Genomic DNA, 15866 nt, shown 5'->3' with positions numbered 1-15866 from the left:
TCCCCCGTCCGCGACCCCGGCGCGGGCTCCTAATACCCGGTGTAGCGGCCCGGCCGGTGGTTGAGGGCGAGGATGAGGTTGAGGACGACGGCGCCGGCGGCCGACAGCAGCACCGACGGCCAGGGGCTCACCGTCAGGGCGGCGACGATGATGAGGACATCGATGCCCATCTGCACGTAGCCCGCACTCCAGCCCAGGCGCTCCTGGACGAGCAGGGCGAGGATGTTGATGCCGCCCAGGCTTGAACGGTGACGGAACAGGATGAGGAGCCCGACCCCGGCGAGCAGGTTGCCGGTGAACGTGCCGTAGACGGGGTCGACGTCGACGCCGGCGAGCATGACCGGGTGGAGGAGCGTGAGGGCGGAGACGAGGAGCACGGCGATGATCGTGCGGAGCGTGAAGCTCCATCCCTTCTTCCACAGCGCGAGGGCGAAGAACGGGATGTTGACCAGCGGGAACATCACCGCGACCGGGATGTCCGAGGCGTAGCTCAACAGCAGTCCGAGGCCGGCGGTGCCGCCGGTGACGGCGAGCGCCTCACGCAGCAGGTAGAGGCCGAGCGAGGCGAGGAAGGTGCCGGTGAGCATCCCCCACACGTCCTCGATCCACGAGTGCTTCTGGAGGGCCTGGTCGACCCCGTTCATAGCACCGAGCGGCGGTGCCGAGGGCTCCGGGTCCGCTGCAGGACCCGGAGCCGAGGTGGGAGCCGGGTCCGGGGCGGGAGCCGGTCCCGTGCCCGGAGCGGCATCCCGGTGCGGGGTCGCCTCGGGCTCGCGGTGGGGTTCGGGTGCGGGGTGCGTCATGGGGTCCTTCCGATTCCGTCGTCCACGGGCCGCAGGCGGACGAGCCGCAGCACCGCGAGGGACACGATCCCGGCGATCACGGTGTCGATGCCGCGCGCCAGCGTGAGCTGCAGGGGTGATTCGTCCGGGGTCAGCGGCACCGACATGAACAGGGCGAGCAGGGTGATGAGGACGCTGCCGAGCAGGTAGTTGCGGGCGGTCCAGCGGGCCACGCACCACAGGAGGATGCACAGCACGGCGACGTAGCCAGCGCTGCCGAGGTGGAGGTCGGCGACCGGCAGGAACAGGAGCAGGCCGGCGAGCGTGCCGAGGATGCGGGACACGGCGCGCACGGTGAGCTGCCGGGAATCGCCCGGGTAGGAGAGTACGAGGACGACGACGAGCACTCTCCAGAACGGGTGCGCATCCCCGCGCAGGGCACTGATGCCGAGCGTGGCGCTCAGCGCGATCGCGATCCGCATGAACGTGAGCCGGGTCGACCCGCGATCCGGCCCGGCACCGGCATCGTCCCGCGGCGCATCGACGTCGTCGGTCTCCTCCTCGTCCGCATCGCCGGCAGCCCTGTCCGCATTCCCGACCGTCTCCGGTCCCGGCTCCCCGGCCGGCTCCGGCTGCGCGTCCGCGGTACGCCGGTCGAGGAGTGCGTCGATGCCGCCCATGAGCAGCGCGAGGGCGGAGCCGAGCGCGAGGAACAGGAGGGTGAGCGGGATGCCGAGGCCCACCCCGCCGAGCAGGGTGCCGCCGCCGACCTTGAGGACGAAGAAGTACGGGCCCGGCGGTCCGGGATCGACCCGCCGGGTGACGAGGACGGCGAGCACCGCGGACCCGAGGTAGGCAAGCCAGGTGAGGAGCGCGGACCCGGCTGCCGCCATGCCGAGAGCGACGGAGCCCAGGAGCCCGAGGGCGGCGATGAGGTACGCGCGCAGCCGGCGTGCAGCGGCTGCCCCCGCCGAAGAGCACGATGTACGCCCCGAGCGCCACGAGCAGCCCCTCGAGCGGTCGGCCGAGCGCGGTGAACACGATGAACCCGAACCACACGGGGCTCACCAGGAGCAAGGTGGTCCGCAATGACATGAGCGGCGGGCGGAACGTCACGAGTGCACGGAGGAAGGAGGTCTCCTCCGTGCTCGGCCGCTGCTCGTCGTCGTGCTTCACGGGTTCCAGTATGCTCCCTCCGGTTCGGTAGAGTGCCACTCGATGGCACGTCCGGCCCCCGACTCCCCCGCCCCCGCGGGCGACGGCACCCCCGCCGCTCCGGCACCGGACCCTGCCGAGGCGCGGCCCGCGCCGCTCGCCCGGTTCCGCATCCCGATCGACATCGCGGTCGCGGTCGTCGCCGTCGTCTACACCCTGCCGCTGCTGCCGGCGGCCGCCGTGGGCCAGCCGCCGATCATGCTCCTCGTCCACGTCCTCCTCGCCGCGGCCATCGGCGCCGCGCTGCCGTTCCGGCGCCGGCACCCGGTCGCCGCCCTCGCCGTGATGGTTATCGCGATGAGCGCCCACGCGCTCCTCGGCGCCCCGCTGCTCCCCATCGACGTGCTGGCCCTGCCCGCCCTGTACTCCCTCGCTGCGTTGTACCGCCCGCCGGTGTCCGTGCCGGGCGCCGCCGCACTGCTGACCTGGCTGCTCGCCACAACCCTGCCGCGGCTCGGCGACGAGCACCTCAACCCCGGCGAGGTCGGCCTCCTCTGCGTCGTCATCGCCTGGGTGTGGACCTGGGGCACCCTCGTGCGGATCCGCCGTGCCCACCTCGACGAGCTCGGGGCACGCGCCCTGCGGCTCGAACGCGAGCAGCACGCGCTCGCGGAGGCCGCGGCGGCCGAGGAGCGCGCCCGGATCGCCCGCGAGATGCACGACATCGTCTCCCACAGCCTCAGCGTCGTCGTCGTCATGTCCGAGGGGGCGGCCGCCACCGTCGACACCGCCCCCGAGCGCGCCCGCGAGGCGATGCTGCGGGTGCGCGACACCGGGCGCAGCGCGCTCGCCGACATGCGCACCATGCTCGGCGTCCTCCGCAGCCCGGAGACCGGCCCCCACGACCCGCAGCCCGGAATCGACCGGCTGCCGGAGCTCGTCGCGGAATCCCGGGCCGCCGGCCTGCCGGTTCAGCTCACCGTCGACGGGGACCACGCAGCACTGTCCACCGGGCTCGAGGCGACCGTCTACCGGATCGTGCCTGAGGCCCTCACCAACACCCGCAGGCACGCCGGGCCCGAGGTCGGCCGTGTCGAGGTCGCGGTGCGCACCGACCCCGGGTCGGTCCGGGTCCGGATCGCCGACGACGGACAGGGCCCCGCGACGGCGCCGACGACCGCCGCACCGGCATCCGCGCCGGCGGGCACCTCGACAGCGGGCACCTCGGCGGCGGGCAACGGGTTCGGACTGCGTGGCATCCGGGAGCGGGTGGCGGCCTCGGGCGGGATCGTGCACGCCGGACCGCGCCCCGGCGGCGGTTTCGAGGTCGCCGCCGAGCTGCCGACCGACACCCGAACGGAAGGAGAGCGCACATGACGATCCGCGTGGTGCTCGTCGACGACCAGGAGATGATCCGCACCGGCCTGCGGATGATGCTCGAGTCCCGGCCGGAGATCACCGTCGTCGGCGAGGCCGGCGACGGCGAGGAGGCGCTCGCCCTGCTCGAGTCCGTCGCCGCCGATGTCGTGCTCATGGACATCCGGATGCCGCGCCTCGACGGGGTCGCGGCCACCCGGCGGATCCGCGAGCAGGCGGACGTCCCGCAGGTTCTCGTCCTCACCACCTTCGACCTCGACGAGTACGCCTACGACGCGCTGCGCGCCGGGGCCGGCGGCTTCCTCCTCAAGGACGCCCCGCTCGAGGAGATCGCGCAAGCGATCGGCCACGTCCACGCCGGGGAGGCGATCGTCGCCCCGAGCACCACGCGCCGCCTCCTCGACCACGTGCTCGCCCCCGGCGGCGCCGCTGACGGCGCACCGCGGCTGCCCGACCCGCGCCTCGAGCTCCTCACCCCGCGGGAGCGGGAAGTCCTGCTCGAGGTGGCCCGCGGGCACTCGAACGCGGAGATCGCCCAGCGCCTCGTCCTCGCCGAGGGGACGGTGAAGATCCACGTCGGTCGGATACTGACCAAGCTCGACCTCCGCGATCGGGTGCAGGCCGTCGTGCTCGCCTACGAATCCTGGCTCCTGCGGCCCGGCCCGGAGGACCCCGGGGACGCGCATACCACCTGAGGCATAGGCGCAGGTGATGTCCCGCGGCTGACGACGCGGCGTCCGATCCTCGCGAGGGTGGAGGCATGGACACGATCATCAGCACCCACGGACTGACCAAGACCTACGGCACCCGCCCGGTCGTCCAGGACCTCGAGCTGCGCGTCCCCACCGGATGCGTCTACGGGTTCCTCGGCCCGAACGGGGCCGGGAAGTCGACGACGATGAAGATGCTCCTCTCCCTCGTCCGCCCCACCCGCGGCGAGGTGACGATCATGGGCCGGCCGATGAACCGCAGCACCCGGCGGGAGCTCCTCGGCGGGATCGGCTCCCTCATCGAATCGCCACCGGGCTACGGGCACCTCACCGGAACGGAGAACATGCGCCTGATCCAGCGGCTGCTCGGGCTCGACGACGCGCAGATCGATGCGGCGGTGGGCACCGTGCGGCTGGAAAAGCAGCTCGACAAGAAGGTGCGCGAGTTCTCGCTCGGCATGAAGCAGCGCCTCGGGATCGCAATGGCGCTCGCTCGGCAGCCGCGGATCCTCATCCTCGACGAGCCGACGAACGGCTTCGACCCCGCCGGGATCGAGGAGATCCGCGCGCTGCTGCGCAGCCTCGCCGAATCCGGGGTCACCGTCATGGTGTCCTGCCACCTGCTCGGCGAGATCGACCGCATCGCCACCGTGCTCGGCATCCTCAGCGGCGGGCGGCTCGTGTTCCAGGGCACCCGGGAGCAGCTGTTCGCCGCCTCGACCCCGGACCTGCTGATCGACACCGCGGACCCGCAGCGCACCGCCTCCCTCATCCGGCCCGAGCTGCTCCGCGGCACGCACGGCCGCACCCTGCGCCTCACCGGCATCGACGAACCGGCGACCGCCCGGCTCGTCAGCGAGCTCGCCGGTGCGGGGATCGACATCTACGGCGTGCGGCGCGACGAACAGACGCTCGAGGACGTCTTCATGGACGTCACCGCCGGAGGTGGTCTGTGATGAGCGCACGACTCCTGCGACTCGAGTTCTCCAAGATGCGCCGGCTCCGCATGGGGCTCAGCGCCGCGGCGCTCGTCTGCGCCGTCTCCGGGCTGAGCATCATGAGCGCGGCGAGCTCCCCGGAGTTCAGCCCCGCCGCCCCCGAGGCATGGGCCGGCCTGCTCGCCGGACTCTCGCTCGCCGTGCCGGTCGGCTCGCCGCTCACCATCGCCGTGCTCGCCAGTCGCCAGGTCGACATCGAGCACCGGGCGAACGGCTGGCTGCTCGCGCGCACCGCAGGCGTCACCACCGGCCGGCTGTGCCGGACGAAGTTCGCCGCCACCGCGATCTGGGTGGCCGGGGCGACCGTGCTCAGCAGCCTGCTCGTCGCGGGGTTCGGGCTCGCGGTGGGGATCACCGCCCCGCTGCCCGTGGCCGCATGGGCGCTCTACACTCTGCTGGCGGTCACCGTCAGCCTCGTCGTCCTCGCCCTGCACGTCGTGCTCGCCACCGTGGTGGACAATCAGCTCGTCACGCTCGGCATCGGGGTGGTCGGCACGCTCATCGCGGTGTTCGCCAGCGGCTTCCCACCGCTGCTCGCCCACCTGTCGCCGTGGGGCTACTATGCCCTGGCGACGGGGGCCGCATTCGTCGGCGACGCCCCCGAACTCCTCACCCCGGCCTTCCCGAGCGTCGCCGCGCTCGCCGTGGTGGGCTCCCTGCTCTTCGTCCTCACCACCGGACTCCTCGACCTCAAGGAGGACTGACATGAATGCCGTCCGCGCCGAATTCCTCAAACTCTCCCGTTCCCTGAGCTGGGTCGTCGTGCTCCTGCTCCCGACCGCCATGGTCCTCTCCGGGGTCGCGAACACCCTGGCCTCGGGTCAGGCCCCCGCCGATGGCTGGCACACGATGTGGCTGCGCTCCGTCGTCGTCCATGGGATGGCGCCGCTGCCGCTCGGCATCGCGATCATCGCCTCCCTCGTGTGGCGGCCCGAGAGGCAGGAGGGCAACTGGAACGCCCTGCTCAGCGGCCCGACCTCGGCGCTGCGGATCGCGGTGGCGAAGACCGCGGTCATCGCGACAGCCGCCGCGGCCATGCAGCTCGTGCTCCTCGGGGTGCTCACGGTGTTCGGGAGGTTCGTGTTCGGCCTGCCGGGGCTGCTGCCCGGTGAGTACCTGGCGATCAGCCTGCTCATCATCGCCGCGAGCATCCCGGTGGCCGCCGTGCAGTCGGGCCTGTCGATCCTGCTGCCGTCCTTCGCCGCGCCCGTGGCCTGCGCGCTCGTCGCCTCGGGGGTCTCCGTGGTGCTCCTGCTCACCGACGTCGGTGCGCTGATCGCGGTGCTCCCCCATGCGCTCATCGCCCGCACCACCCAGCTGGGCACCGGCACCTTCGCCGACCCCGGCACGATCGGGTTCGGCGACGTCGCCGCGATCCTCGCGTGCACGGTGCTCCTCACCGCAGCGGCGATCGCCGGGAGCGCCGCACTCCTCGCCCGCCGCGAGGTGCGGGGGTGAAGGCGTTGGACGAACGCCTCGGCGGGGATCAACGCGACCTGCTGGGCGATGGACCGGGCCGACCGCAACGACGGGCACCGGAACCTCATGCTGCGCACGCTCGACCGGCTGGGGCTCGGGTTCACCTCGTGAGCCGGGCCGGGATCGCCTCGCCGGTGGGACAATGGCGTCGAGACGTCGATCGATCCATCACTCCAGGAGGCGCACCATGGCCGGGCACCGCATCTTCACCACGAGCTTCGCGAGCATCTACCCGCACTACGTCACCAAGGCGGAGAAGAAGGGCCGCGGCAAGGCCGAGGTCGACACCGTCATCACCTGGCTCACGGGGTACTCCGAGGCAGACCTCGAGCGCGTCATCGAGAACGACACGGACCTCGCGACCTTCTTCGCCGAGGCGCCGGAGCTCAACCCCAACGCCGAGCTCATCACCGGCGTCGTCTGCGGGGTGCGGGTCGAGGAGATCGAGGACCCTCTCATGCAGAAGATCCGCTACATGGACAAGCTCGTCGACGAGGTGGGCCGGGGCAAGAAGATGGAGTCGATCCTGCGGGGGTGACCGGATCCCACCGCACCGCTGGCCGCGGCCACCGTTCCGACAGTTCCAGGAGGACGCACCATGAACCTCATCCTGCGCATCATCGTCAATGCCCTGGCGCTCGCCGCCGCGGTCTGGTTCCTGCCCGGGATGGAGATCGCCGGGAGCGACGCCTTCGCCGCCTCGCTCGGGGACACCGGCTCGACCGTCGTGGCGTACCTCGTCATCGGTGCTCTGTTCGGGGTGGTGAATGCACTCGTCCGGCCGCTCGTCGAACTCGTCGCACTCCCCCTGACCTGCCTGACACTCGGCCTGTTCGCCGTCGTCATCAATGCGCTCATGCTGCTCCTCACCGCATGGGCCTCGCAGTTCACCCCGATCACGCTGAGCTTCGACGGGTTCCTCACCGCACTGTTCGCCGCGATCATCGTCGCGATCGTGTCCGCGGTCCTCGGCTGGGTCATGCCCGACCGCCGGGCCGAACGCAGCCGCGAGGACTGAACCCCGGCCGCAGGTCCGTGGTGCACCACCGGGCCGGTCGGCCCCGGTTTCCGGCAGGTCACCCTGTACCCGGCGCGCCATCGGGTCTACTGTCGGAGCATGTCGAACACACGCCCGATCACCCGTGCCCCGCGCTTCGGCGCCGACCGCGCCATCCGCATGTACCAGCGGCACATCTCGCCGCGCAAGGGATTCACCTGCGCCTCCCTCGTCGCCGGCGCCGAGCGCTCCTGCTCGGCCGTGATCCGCTCGATCATCGCCGAACGCGGAGTGATCGGCGGGATCCGCCCCTCGATGTCCCAGTTCGCCCGCTGCTCCCGCGCCGCGACCTCGCTCAAGGCCGGCGGCGGCAATGTGCAGGGCGTGTGCTGCCTGGGCGGGATCCCCATCCCCTTCCGGTTCTGAGCCCCCCGCTCTCACCTGCTGCGACGGAGATCCGTCAGGTACCGCTCTGGGACTGGAGCACCGTGATCTTCTGCCACACCTTGCGCGCCATGTCGGACGTCAGCGTCTCGATGCCCTCGACCGCATCGAGCACCTCGCCATCGGTGGTGTCCTCGGCGAACAGCGCGGCCGCCTTGCCGACGAGGGAGAGCATCTCCGTGCAGTAGTCGAAGTAGTGGGCGAGCTGCTCGCGCGTCAGATCGAGACCATCGTCCTCACGCCGGCCGCGTTCGAGCCGCTCGGGCACCTTGGTGAGCTGGTGCATGTCGATGACGTGGGCGAGCGAGCGCAGACGGTGGACGAGGCGCAGCACCCGCGCACGCTCCATGCGCTCCGGGACTGCGACGAGGAAGAAGATCGCGATGCCGGCGAACACGAGGTTGTTCACCGCGGTCTCGAGCAGCGGCAGCAGGTCGATCGGTCCCAGGGCATCGGCTCCCGCCCAGACGTCGACGCCGGCGAGCACGATCGCGCCGCCGAAGACGACGATGACGGTGATGATCGCGACGCGCGAGAGCAGCCGAGCGAGGCCGACCCGGCGGCGGCTGATCCCGCCGCCCTCGATGACCTCGTCGACGAGGCCGAGGAGCTCGCTGCACACCTCCCACAGACCCCGGTCGGGGAACCGACTCCTGATCCTCCGCTGCAGGCGAGCCGTCGAATCACGGACCGCTGCGCTGTCGAGCTTCTGGTAGCGGCTGTCGGCGGGCGGCCCGTCGTCGTGGTCGACGGGACGGGCGGCGGATTCTGGAGGATTCGGCACGCATCGATGGTATGCGAGGGCCAGGATCCGGGCCTCACCGGCCGGCGCTGACCCCGCTCCGGCCCGTGGATTCGCCGTGCACGTGGCCCCGCCCGTCCATCAGGGGTGAGGCGCCGGCCTCGGCTGCGGCTCCCTCATCGCCACGAGCGCGGCCCCGGTCAGCAGTGCGGCCATGATGACCGCCATCGCCGGGTAGCCGCCGAGCAGCTCGGCCAGACCCGGCCCGGCAACCAGGGCGACCGCTCCGACGGCGGTCATCGGTGCGACGAAAGCGCCGTTGATCGCGCCGAAGTTCTTCGTCCCCCAGCGGTCCGACACCGCAGTCGCCTGGAGCAGTGTGTGGCACCCGCGCACTCCTCCGGCGAGGATCGCGACCGCCACGAGCAGCCAGTACGGCTGCGGGAGCAGCGCCAGCACCCAGAGTGCTGCGGCGCCGGCGATGAACACCGTGACCGTCCTCATCCGAGGTGTGGTGGCGCGGGCGAACTGCGGGTACCCGATGCGGCCGATGACCTGCCCGGCGCCGACGAGGCCGAGCGACAGGGCCGCCATCTCGTAGCTCATCCCGCGCTCGAGGAACATCGGGATGATGTTGATCGTCACCGCGAAGAGGGTGAAGGTCGCCACCGCCATGGTGATCTGCAGGATCCGGAACCGGGCGGAGCGGGTGACCTGCCGGATCTCCGCCGTCGCAGCGGTGGTGGCCCGGACAGGGGCGCCGTCGGACCACGGACCGTTGAGGAACAGCGCGTGCAGCGGGATGGTGACGAGCGCGAGGATGACCGCCATGACGAGGTAGCTCCCGCGCCACCCGAACACCTCGACGAGGAAGGCGACGAGCGGGGCGAACACCGTCGAGGCGAAACCGCCGACGAGCGTGAGAGTGGTGAGCGGACCGACCCTCCAGGGCCCGTACCAGCGGGTGATGACGGCGAACGCGGGCGGGTAGAGCACCGCGGACTGCGCGAAGCCGGCGAGCAGCCAGGCGGCGAAGAACATCGGCAGGTTCGGCGACCAGGCGACGAGCAGCAGGGCGAGCACCCCGATGACGGAGCCGGTGGTCATCAGCGCACGCGGCCCGCGGACGTCGAGGAGCCGGCCCACCCGGACGCCGAGCACCGCGGACACGAGGAGGCCTGCGGCGAGTGCGGCGGTGACCGTCGTGTGGCTCCACCCGGTGTCCGCGGAGACCGGGACGACGGCGACGGGCAGCGAGTAGAAGAGCAGTCCCCAACTGGTGATCTGGGCCAGGCACAGGGCCGTCATCCCACCCCGGGGTCGGTCGGTCATCGAACAGGTCCGGCAGGTCTCATCGCTGTGGTCACTCCCCCATTATGCCCATAGATCGACATCTGTCGATACGACATGCTTGGCTGTACATCGACAGCCATCGATGTGCGATGGCTGTCGATTGAGCCGCGTGCGGCGACCACCGTGCGCACCCCGAACCGAGGAGACGCCCGTGCCCGCAGCCGACCCGTCCACACTGCCCGTCGCCGTGATCGGAGCCGGCCCGGTCGGTCTCGCCGCGGCGGCGCACCTGCTGGCCCGCGGGCTCGAGCCGATCGTGTTCGAGGCGGGCCCTGAACCGGCATCCGCGGTGAGCGCCTGGGGCCACATCCGCCTCTTCTCCCCATGGCGGTACGACATCGACCCCGCCGCCCGCGCACTCCTTGAATCGACCGGCTGGACGGAGCCCGACCTCGACCGCCTGCCCACCGGGGCGGAGCTCGTCGCCGACTACCTCGCGCCGCTCGCCGCGACCCCGGAGCTCAGCGGACGGATCCGCACGAGTACCCGGGTCGTCGCGGTCAGCCGCGAGGGCATGGATCGGACCCGCAGCCACGAGCGCGAGACCACCCCGTTCCTCGTCCGGGTCGCCGACGCGCAGGGCGCGGTCACCGATCACCGCGTGCGTGCGGTGATCGACGCCTCGGGCACGTGGCACACCCCGAACCCGCTCGGGCAGGCGGGGCTCCCCGCCCCCGGCGAGGCGGCAGCCCGCGCCGCCGGGCTCGTCACCTCTCCCCTGCCGGACGTCACCGGCCGGGATCGGGCGGAGTTCGCCGACCGCCGCGTCCTCGTCGTCGGCGCCGGGCATTCGGCGGCGAACACCCTGCTCGCCCTCGCCGAGCTCCGCGCCGAGGCGCCGCATACCCGCATCGGCTGGGCGATCCGGTCCGCGAGCCCCGAACCGGTCTACGGCGGCGAGGACCGGGACGGCCTGCCGGCCCGCGGTGCGCTCGGCTCACGGCTGCGCGCCCTGATGGAGGACGGCGCGATCGAGCTCCACACCGGGTTCACCGTCACCGGGCTCGAATCGGACGTCGGCGTGACCGTCCATGCCGACACCCCGGCCGGGCCTGTCGCGCTCACCGTGGACCGGGTGGTGCCGACAACCGGGTTCCGGCCGGACCTGAGCATGCTGCGCGAGGTCCGCCTCGACCTCGATCCCGTCGTCGAGGCGCCGCGGGAGCTCGGACCGCTCATCGATCCCGAGTTCCACAGCTGCGGGACCGTGCCCCCGCACGGGGCGGCGCTCCTCGCCCACCCGGATCCGGACTTCTACATCGTCGGGATGAAGTCCTACGGCCGGGCACCGACGTTCCTCATGGCCGCCGGCTACGAGCAGGTGCGCTCGATCGCGGCCGCGCTCGCCGGCGACCGGGAGGCCGCCGAGCGCGTCGAGCTCGTGCTGCCGGAGACCGGGGTGTGCTCGACCGACCTCGGCTCCGTGGACGGAGACGAGGGCGGCTGCGACACCCCCGACTGCGCCGACTCCGGCGACAGCGGCACGGATGCCGACTCCGTGTGCTGCCCGCCGGTGAGCGCGTGCTGCCCACCGGCGGCCCCGGTGTCGCTCGGCATCCCCACGGGCACCGCGCACGGGCGCAGCGGACAGCGGTCGCACGCATGAGCGGCGCCTCGGGCCCGGGGGTGCGCTTCCGCGTGATGACGGAGGCGGACTGGCCGGCGGTGGAGGAGATCTACCGGGCCGGGATCGCGACCGGGCAGGCGACCTTCGATTCCGCACCCCCGGCGAGCTGGGAGGAGTTCGCGGAGCGCCGGATCCCCGCGCTGCGCCTCGTCGCCGTCGATGACGACGAGCGGGTGCGCGGCTGGGCGGCCGCCACGCCGGTGTCGGCCCGCGCGGTGTACCGGGGCGTCGTCGAGCATTCGGTGTACGTCCACCCCGAGGAGTTCGGCCGCGGCCTCGGCGCACGGCTGCTGGCCGAGTTCATCCGGGTCGCCGACGCGCACGGCGTCTGGACGATCCAGGGCTCGCTGTTCCCGGAGAACACCGCGAGCGTCCGGCTCCACGCGCGCGCCGGGTTCCGGGTCGTGGGCCGCCGGGAGCGGATCGCGCTCATGACCTACGGTCCGCAGGCCGGGCAGTGGCGCGACACCGTCATCGTCGAGCGCCGACGGCCGTGAGGATCAGCAGACCATGAGGACCGGGAGGCAATGAGGGCCGAGTGGTCATGAGGGCCGAGGTGCAGGCCCGTCCTCCGCGCCGATCGTCTCCTCCGCGGTCCCCGGGGGATCCGAGTCGTGGCAGGTGCAGGGCTGTCCGGTGCGGTCGTAGCTGTCGCTGAGCCGCATCCACGAGTACGTCGGCTCCTGCGGCACCCCGGGCGGCGAGCTCTCCCACTCCTCCTGCCGCCCGAAGGGGGTGAGGTCGAGGAGGTCGAACACCATCATGAAGGGCTCCTCACCGCGGGCGTAGGTCGACCAGGTGTGGAACACGCGGTCGCCGCGGCGCAGGAACACGCTGATCGCCTGCTGCTCTGCGCCGTCGACGGTCGCCCCGAAGTCGATGTTGAAGGCGTCGCCCTCGGTCGAGTACCACGGCAGGTCCCAGCCCATGCGCTCGCGGAAGGCGTGCAGGCGCTCGAGCGGAGCGCGCGAGCTGAGCACGAATGCGGTCCGGCGAGCGTGGAGGTGGGAGAGCGGCCCGATGTGCTCGGCCATCATCGAGCACCCGTCGCACCCCTCCTGCCAGTCGGGTCCGAACATGAAGTGCTGGACGATGAGCTGCGGGTGCCCGTCGAACAGGTCGAGCAGCGTCACGGTGCCGTCCGGGCCGTGGAAACGGTAATCGGAGCGCACCTCGACCATGGGCATCCGGCGCCGGGCGGCGCTGATCGCGTCCTTCATCCGGGTGAGCGCCTTCTCCTGCTGCAGCAGCACGGCGCGTGCGTCGTCCCAGACGGCGCGGTCGACGATCGGCGGCCACTCTTCGGCGGCGCTCATCGGCCGAACCCGTCGTGCGGATCGTGGCCGTGGTCCCGTGATGTGCATGGTGCAGTCCTACACCATCGACGATCACAGCGATTGGGCCTCCGCCGCGATGCCGAGCTCGCGGCCGTCGACCGGCTCGACCACCTCGACGGGGACCGGCGGCGGATGATCCTGCCGGCGATGTGATAGTGATGAGGGATGGACACAGTCGTCTCACCGAGAACAGCACCGAGGAGTGCGGAGCGCACCCTGCAGCCCCTCCCTATGACCTACGACGAGGTGGTGCTCGGACGCCGGACGATCCGCGGGTTCACCGACGAACCCGTGTCACGGGCCGTGATCGAGGAGATCATCGGCCTGGCGATCCGGTCGCCGTCCTCACTCAACAGCCAGCCGTGGAACTTCTACGTCATCACCGGCGAGCCCCTCGAGCGGATCCGCGCCGGCAACGTCGAGCGCAACCTCGCCGGCATCCCGGAGTCGCGGGAGTTCCGCGGCTCCGACCCGTACCAGGGCAAGCACCGGGAGCGACAGATCGGCGTCGCCAAGCAGCTCTTCGCCGCAATGGGCATCGCACGCGAGGACAAACCGGCGCGCCAGGACTGGGTGCTGCGCGGCTTCCGGCAGTTCGACGCCCCGGCCTGCATCATCGTCACCTACGACCGGGACCTCCACGGCGGGGACGTGCCGGTGTTCGACTGCGGAGCGGTCGCCACCGCGCTCGTCAACGCGGCGTGGTCCCGGGGCCTCGGCTGCTGCGTCAACTCGCAGGGCATCATGCAGTCCCCCGTCGTGCGGGAGCACGCCGGCATCGCCGAGGACCAGGTCATCATGATCGCGATCGCCATCGGCCACCCGGACGAGTCCTTCCCGGCGAACAGCGTCGTGTCCGCCCGCAAGTCGGTGGACGAGGCGGCGGTGTTCGTCGGCTTCGACGAACCTGCGAACTGACCCTCAGGCTGCTCCTGCCCGCCGATCGACGAGGAGGAGCGCGAGCACGGTGACGCAGACGACGGCGAGTACGACGGCGGCGATACCCACTGCCGCGCCGAGCGAGCCGGCGGTCGCGAGCACCCCGACACCGAGCACGGCCACCGCCTGGAGGGTGTAGGCGACGAGGTAGAGCAGGGAGAGCACGGCACCGCGGTGCTCATCCGGAGCGATCCGGTTGATGACGCCGAGCCCGCCGGTGAATGCCAGCGAGTAGGCGATGCCGCCGACGATGCACCAGGCGAAGAACAGCGGCAGGGACTCGAATGCGCTCGCCACGGCCATGAGTCCGACGCTGAGTACGGTGGCCAGCGCTCCGGCGGCGACGAGCGCGCCGGCGCGCGCACGTCCGAGGAACAGCCCGGTGAGTCCGATGCAGGCGGCCGACGCTCCCAGCAGACCGCCGACGACTGCGGTGTTGTCGGTGCTCGTGAACTGGTCGATCATCGTCGCGCCGAGGGAGAGGAAGAGCGCTCCGACGCAGTACGCGAGCGCCGCGGACAGGGTCGCGATGAGGAACCCGAGGCGCATCCCCGCCGGCACATACGGGGCCTGCGGGCGCCACCTCGCCCGGGCGGCGGGCCGGTCGTCCGGGCTGAGCACGAGCGCGATGATCGACACTGCAGCAAGGCCGAGGAGAACGATGTAGCTCCACACCAGCGGCAGCGGGAAATGCTCGGCGAGCACACCGCTGAGGACCAGGGCGCAGGCGAGACCGGTGGCGGTCGCGACGGTGGCGGTGGTGCTCGCGAAGCGCGGATTCGCAGTGGGGTTGTTCTCCGTCAGCGCCGCAGTGGCTGCGCCCACCGTGAGCCCGGTTCCCGCACCCTGGAGGACGCGCCCGGCGTAGAGGAACACCACGTTCGGGGCGAGCGCGAAGACGAGTGCTGAGAGCCCGATCAGAGCGATGCCGACGATCATCACCCGTCGTCTGCCGTAGAGGTCGGACAGATTGCCGAACAACGGCAGCACGACCATGAGCGAGAGCTGGTAGGTGGCGAACACCGACGTCACGACGACCGGCGCGAGGTCCCACCGGTCCGCGTAGATCGGGTAGAGGACGCTCGGCGACCCGGAGGACCACAGGCCGAGTGCGAGGACAGAGGCTGCCGCCCAGAAGTAGCCCGTCCGTCCGAGCCGGGGCGGGGCGGATCCGTCGGACGACCTGCGCATGCGTGCTCTCCTCTCCGCCCCGACCGGAGAGCCCCTCGCAGCGGAAGGTGCCTCGTCGTCGCGGCCGGTTCCGATCCTACCCACGGAGCGTCCTCCGCGCGGTTCCTACGGTCGATGCAGCACTGAGGCACAGCTCACCCTCGAGCGTCGCCCGCGGCACCGTCGAAATCCTCTCGAACGAGCCTCGCCTGCAGGCCTCGCCCTGAGTAGGATGGAATCCCATCGGAGTTCGGAGGTCGATCATGCGGACCACCCGTCAATTGAGCATCACGCTCCCCAACGACATGGCCGACGCCCTCCGCGAGCGGGTCCGCTCGGGAGAGTACGCGAGTGAGAGCGAAGTCGTCCGAGATGGGTTGCGTGCTCTGTTCGCCCGCGATATTGCGATCGAACGGTGGTTGCAGGACGAGGTCGCCGCCGCCTACGACTCCGCGGTCGAATCACCTGCCGAAGCCGCGAGTCCGGATGAGGTTCGAGCCCGCCTTGCATCTCGGCACTCCCGCGAGACGTGAACGACTACCGCGTCGTCTTCGGCCGCGACTCGCTCAGTCAGCTCGATGACCTGTACGACTACATCGCCGATGCTGATTCACCCGACACCGCATTGCGATTCACCAATGCAATCGTCGACTTCTGCGAGGGGCTTGGAGACTTCCCTTCCGTGGTTCCGAACGCGATGACATCAGACCGGGGCTCCGCACGATCGGCTACAGAAGACGAGTGGTGATCGCGTTC

At 71.4% G+C, this 15866-nt stretch carries 19 protein-coding genes; 13 read left to right on the top strand and 6 right to left on the bottom strand.

The annotated features are described in order from the left end of the window. Nucleotides 1-29: 29 nt before the first annotated feature. Complete coding sequence (locus AB0I45_RS06220) at nucleotides 30-644, bottom strand: YitT family protein (RefSeq protein WP_345031161.1); 615 nt, start codon at nucleotides 642-644, stop codon at nucleotides 30-32. 155 nt (nucleotides 645-799) lie between these two features. After that, nucleotides 800-1675, bottom strand: a complete 876-nt coding sequence (locus tag AB0I45_RS06215; RefSeq protein WP_345030807.1) for an FUSC family protein — start codon at nucleotides 1673-1675, stop codon at nucleotides 800-802. A 325-nt stretch (nucleotides 1676-2000) separates the two neighbouring features. Here AB0I45_RS06215 and AB0I45_RS06210 point away from each other — a divergent pair, with 325 nt between their 5' ends. The 8 genes from AB0I45_RS06210 (at nucleotide 2001) to yidD (ending at nucleotide 7924) form a co-directional block, all read left to right on the top strand. Further along, a complete protein-coding gene (locus AB0I45_RS06210; protein WP_345030804.1) occupies nucleotides 2001-3314 on the top strand; it encodes a histidine kinase in 1314 nt (437 codons plus the stop codon). Beyond that, a complete protein-coding gene (locus AB0I45_RS06205) occupies nucleotides 3311-4009 on the top strand; it encodes a response regulator transcription factor (RefSeq protein ID WP_345030801.1) in 699 nt (232 codons plus the stop codon). The genes AB0I45_RS06210 and AB0I45_RS06205 overlap by 4 nt, the downstream gene beginning before the upstream one ends. Before the next feature lie 65 nt (nucleotides 4010-4074). Further along, nucleotides 4075-4980, top strand: a complete 906-nt coding sequence (locus tag AB0I45_RS06200; protein WP_345030798.1) for an ATP-binding cassette domain-containing protein — start codon at nucleotides 4075-4077, stop codon at nucleotides 4978-4980. Further along, a complete protein-coding gene (locus AB0I45_RS06195) occupies nucleotides 4980-5726 on the top strand; it encodes an ABC transporter permease (protein WP_345030795.1) in 747 nt (248 codons plus the stop codon). Before AB0I45_RS06200 ends, AB0I45_RS06195 begins: the two co-directional genes overlap by 1 nt. Before the next feature lies 1 nt (nucleotide 5727). After that, nucleotides 5728-6480, top strand: coding sequence for an ABC transporter permease (locus AB0I45_RS06190; RefSeq protein ID WP_345030793.1), 753 nt, complete (start codon nucleotides 5728-5730; stop codon nucleotides 6478-6480). Nucleotides 6481-6688: 208 nt separating this feature from the next. Then, nucleotides 6689-7039, top strand: coding sequence for a DUF2200 domain-containing protein (locus AB0I45_RS06185; RefSeq protein WP_137319545.1), 351 nt, complete (start codon nucleotides 6689-6691; stop codon nucleotides 7037-7039). A gap of 60 nt (nucleotides 7040-7099) precedes the next feature. After that, nucleotides 7100-7519, top strand: coding sequence for a phage holin family protein (locus tag AB0I45_RS06180; protein WP_137319544.1), 420 nt, complete (start codon nucleotides 7100-7102; stop codon nucleotides 7517-7519). A gap of 99 nt (nucleotides 7520-7618) precedes the next feature. Next, on the top strand, nucleotides 7619-7924 hold the full coding sequence (yidD, locus tag AB0I45_RS06175) for a membrane protein insertion efficiency factor YidD (RefSeq protein WP_345030790.1): 306 nt from the start codon (nucleotides 7619-7621) through the stop codon (nucleotides 7922-7924). A gap of 34 nt (nucleotides 7925-7958) precedes the next feature. Here the strand turns inward: yidD and AB0I45_RS06170 are convergent, their stop codons facing one another. Both AB0I45_RS06170 and AB0I45_RS06165 read right to left on the bottom strand, forming a co-directional pair. Continuing rightward, nucleotides 7959-8726 carry a hypothetical protein gene (locus tag AB0I45_RS06170; protein ID WP_345030788.1) on the bottom strand — a complete coding sequence of 256 codons (768 nt, stop codon included), beginning with the start codon at nucleotides 8724-8726 and terminating at the stop codon, nucleotides 7959-7961. A gap of 99 nt (nucleotides 8727-8825) precedes the next feature. Continuing rightward, nucleotides 8826-10016: an MFS transporter gene (locus AB0I45_RS06165; protein WP_345030786.1), complete on the bottom strand. Its 1191-nt coding sequence runs from the start codon at nucleotides 10014-10016 to the stop codon at nucleotides 8826-8828. 172 nt (nucleotides 10017-10188) lie between these two features. Between AB0I45_RS06165 and AB0I45_RS06160 the strand changes: the two genes are divergently transcribed. Next, nucleotides 10189-11643: an FAD-dependent oxidoreductase gene (locus AB0I45_RS06160; protein WP_345030784.1), complete on the top strand. Its 1455-nt coding sequence runs from the start codon at nucleotides 10189-10191 to the stop codon at nucleotides 11641-11643. Further along, entirely contained in the window at nucleotides 11640-12161 is a 522-nt protein-coding gene (locus tag AB0I45_RS06155; RefSeq protein ID WP_345030782.1) for an N-acetyltransferase family protein, read from the top strand. The genes AB0I45_RS06160 and AB0I45_RS06155 overlap by 4 nt, the downstream gene beginning before the upstream one ends. A 45-nt stretch (nucleotides 12162-12206) precedes the next feature. Here the strand turns inward: AB0I45_RS06155 and AB0I45_RS06150 are convergent, their stop codons facing one another. Continuing rightward, complete coding sequence (locus tag AB0I45_RS06150) at nucleotides 12207-12980, bottom strand: DUF899 domain-containing protein (RefSeq protein WP_345030779.1); 774 nt, start codon at nucleotides 12978-12980, stop codon at nucleotides 12207-12209. A gap of 252 nt (nucleotides 12981-13232) precedes the next feature. On the opposite strand from AB0I45_RS06150, the gene AB0I45_RS06145 reads away from it, so the two are divergent. Continuing rightward, on the top strand, nucleotides 13233-13919 hold the full coding sequence (locus AB0I45_RS06145) for a nitroreductase (protein WP_265808671.1): 687 nt from the start codon (nucleotides 13233-13235) through the stop codon (nucleotides 13917-13919). Nucleotides 13920-13922: 3 nt separating this feature from the next. Here AB0I45_RS06145 and AB0I45_RS06140 read toward each other — a convergent pair whose 3' ends face one another. Continuing rightward, nucleotides 13923-15131 carry an MFS transporter gene (locus tag AB0I45_RS06140; RefSeq protein WP_345030775.1) on the bottom strand — a complete coding sequence of 403 codons (1209 nt, stop codon included), beginning with the start codon at nucleotides 15129-15131 and terminating at the stop codon, nucleotides 13923-13925. 260 nt (nucleotides 15132-15391) lie between these two features. Between AB0I45_RS06140 and AB0I45_RS06135 the strand changes: the two genes are divergently transcribed. Next, nucleotides 15392-15643, top strand: coding sequence for a type II toxin-antitoxin system ParD family antitoxin (locus AB0I45_RS06135; RefSeq protein ID WP_345030773.1), 252 nt, complete (start codon nucleotides 15392-15394; stop codon nucleotides 15641-15643). Next, complete coding sequence (locus tag AB0I45_RS06130) at nucleotides 15640-15858, top strand: type II toxin-antitoxin system RelE/ParE family toxin (protein ID WP_345030772.1); 219 nt, start codon at nucleotides 15640-15642, stop codon at nucleotides 15856-15858. The genes AB0I45_RS06135 and AB0I45_RS06130 overlap by 4 nt, the downstream gene beginning before the upstream one ends. The last annotated feature ends 8 nt before the right edge of the window (nucleotides 15859-15866 follow it).

Source organism: Brevibacterium sp. NPDC049920 (genome assembly GCF_040656435.1).
In the GTDB taxonomy this organism is placed as follows: Bacteria; Actinomycetota; Actinomycetes; order Actinomycetales; family Brevibacteriaceae; genus Brevibacterium; species Brevibacterium pityocampae.
This window is presented reverse-complemented; position numbering and strand designations above follow the sequence as displayed.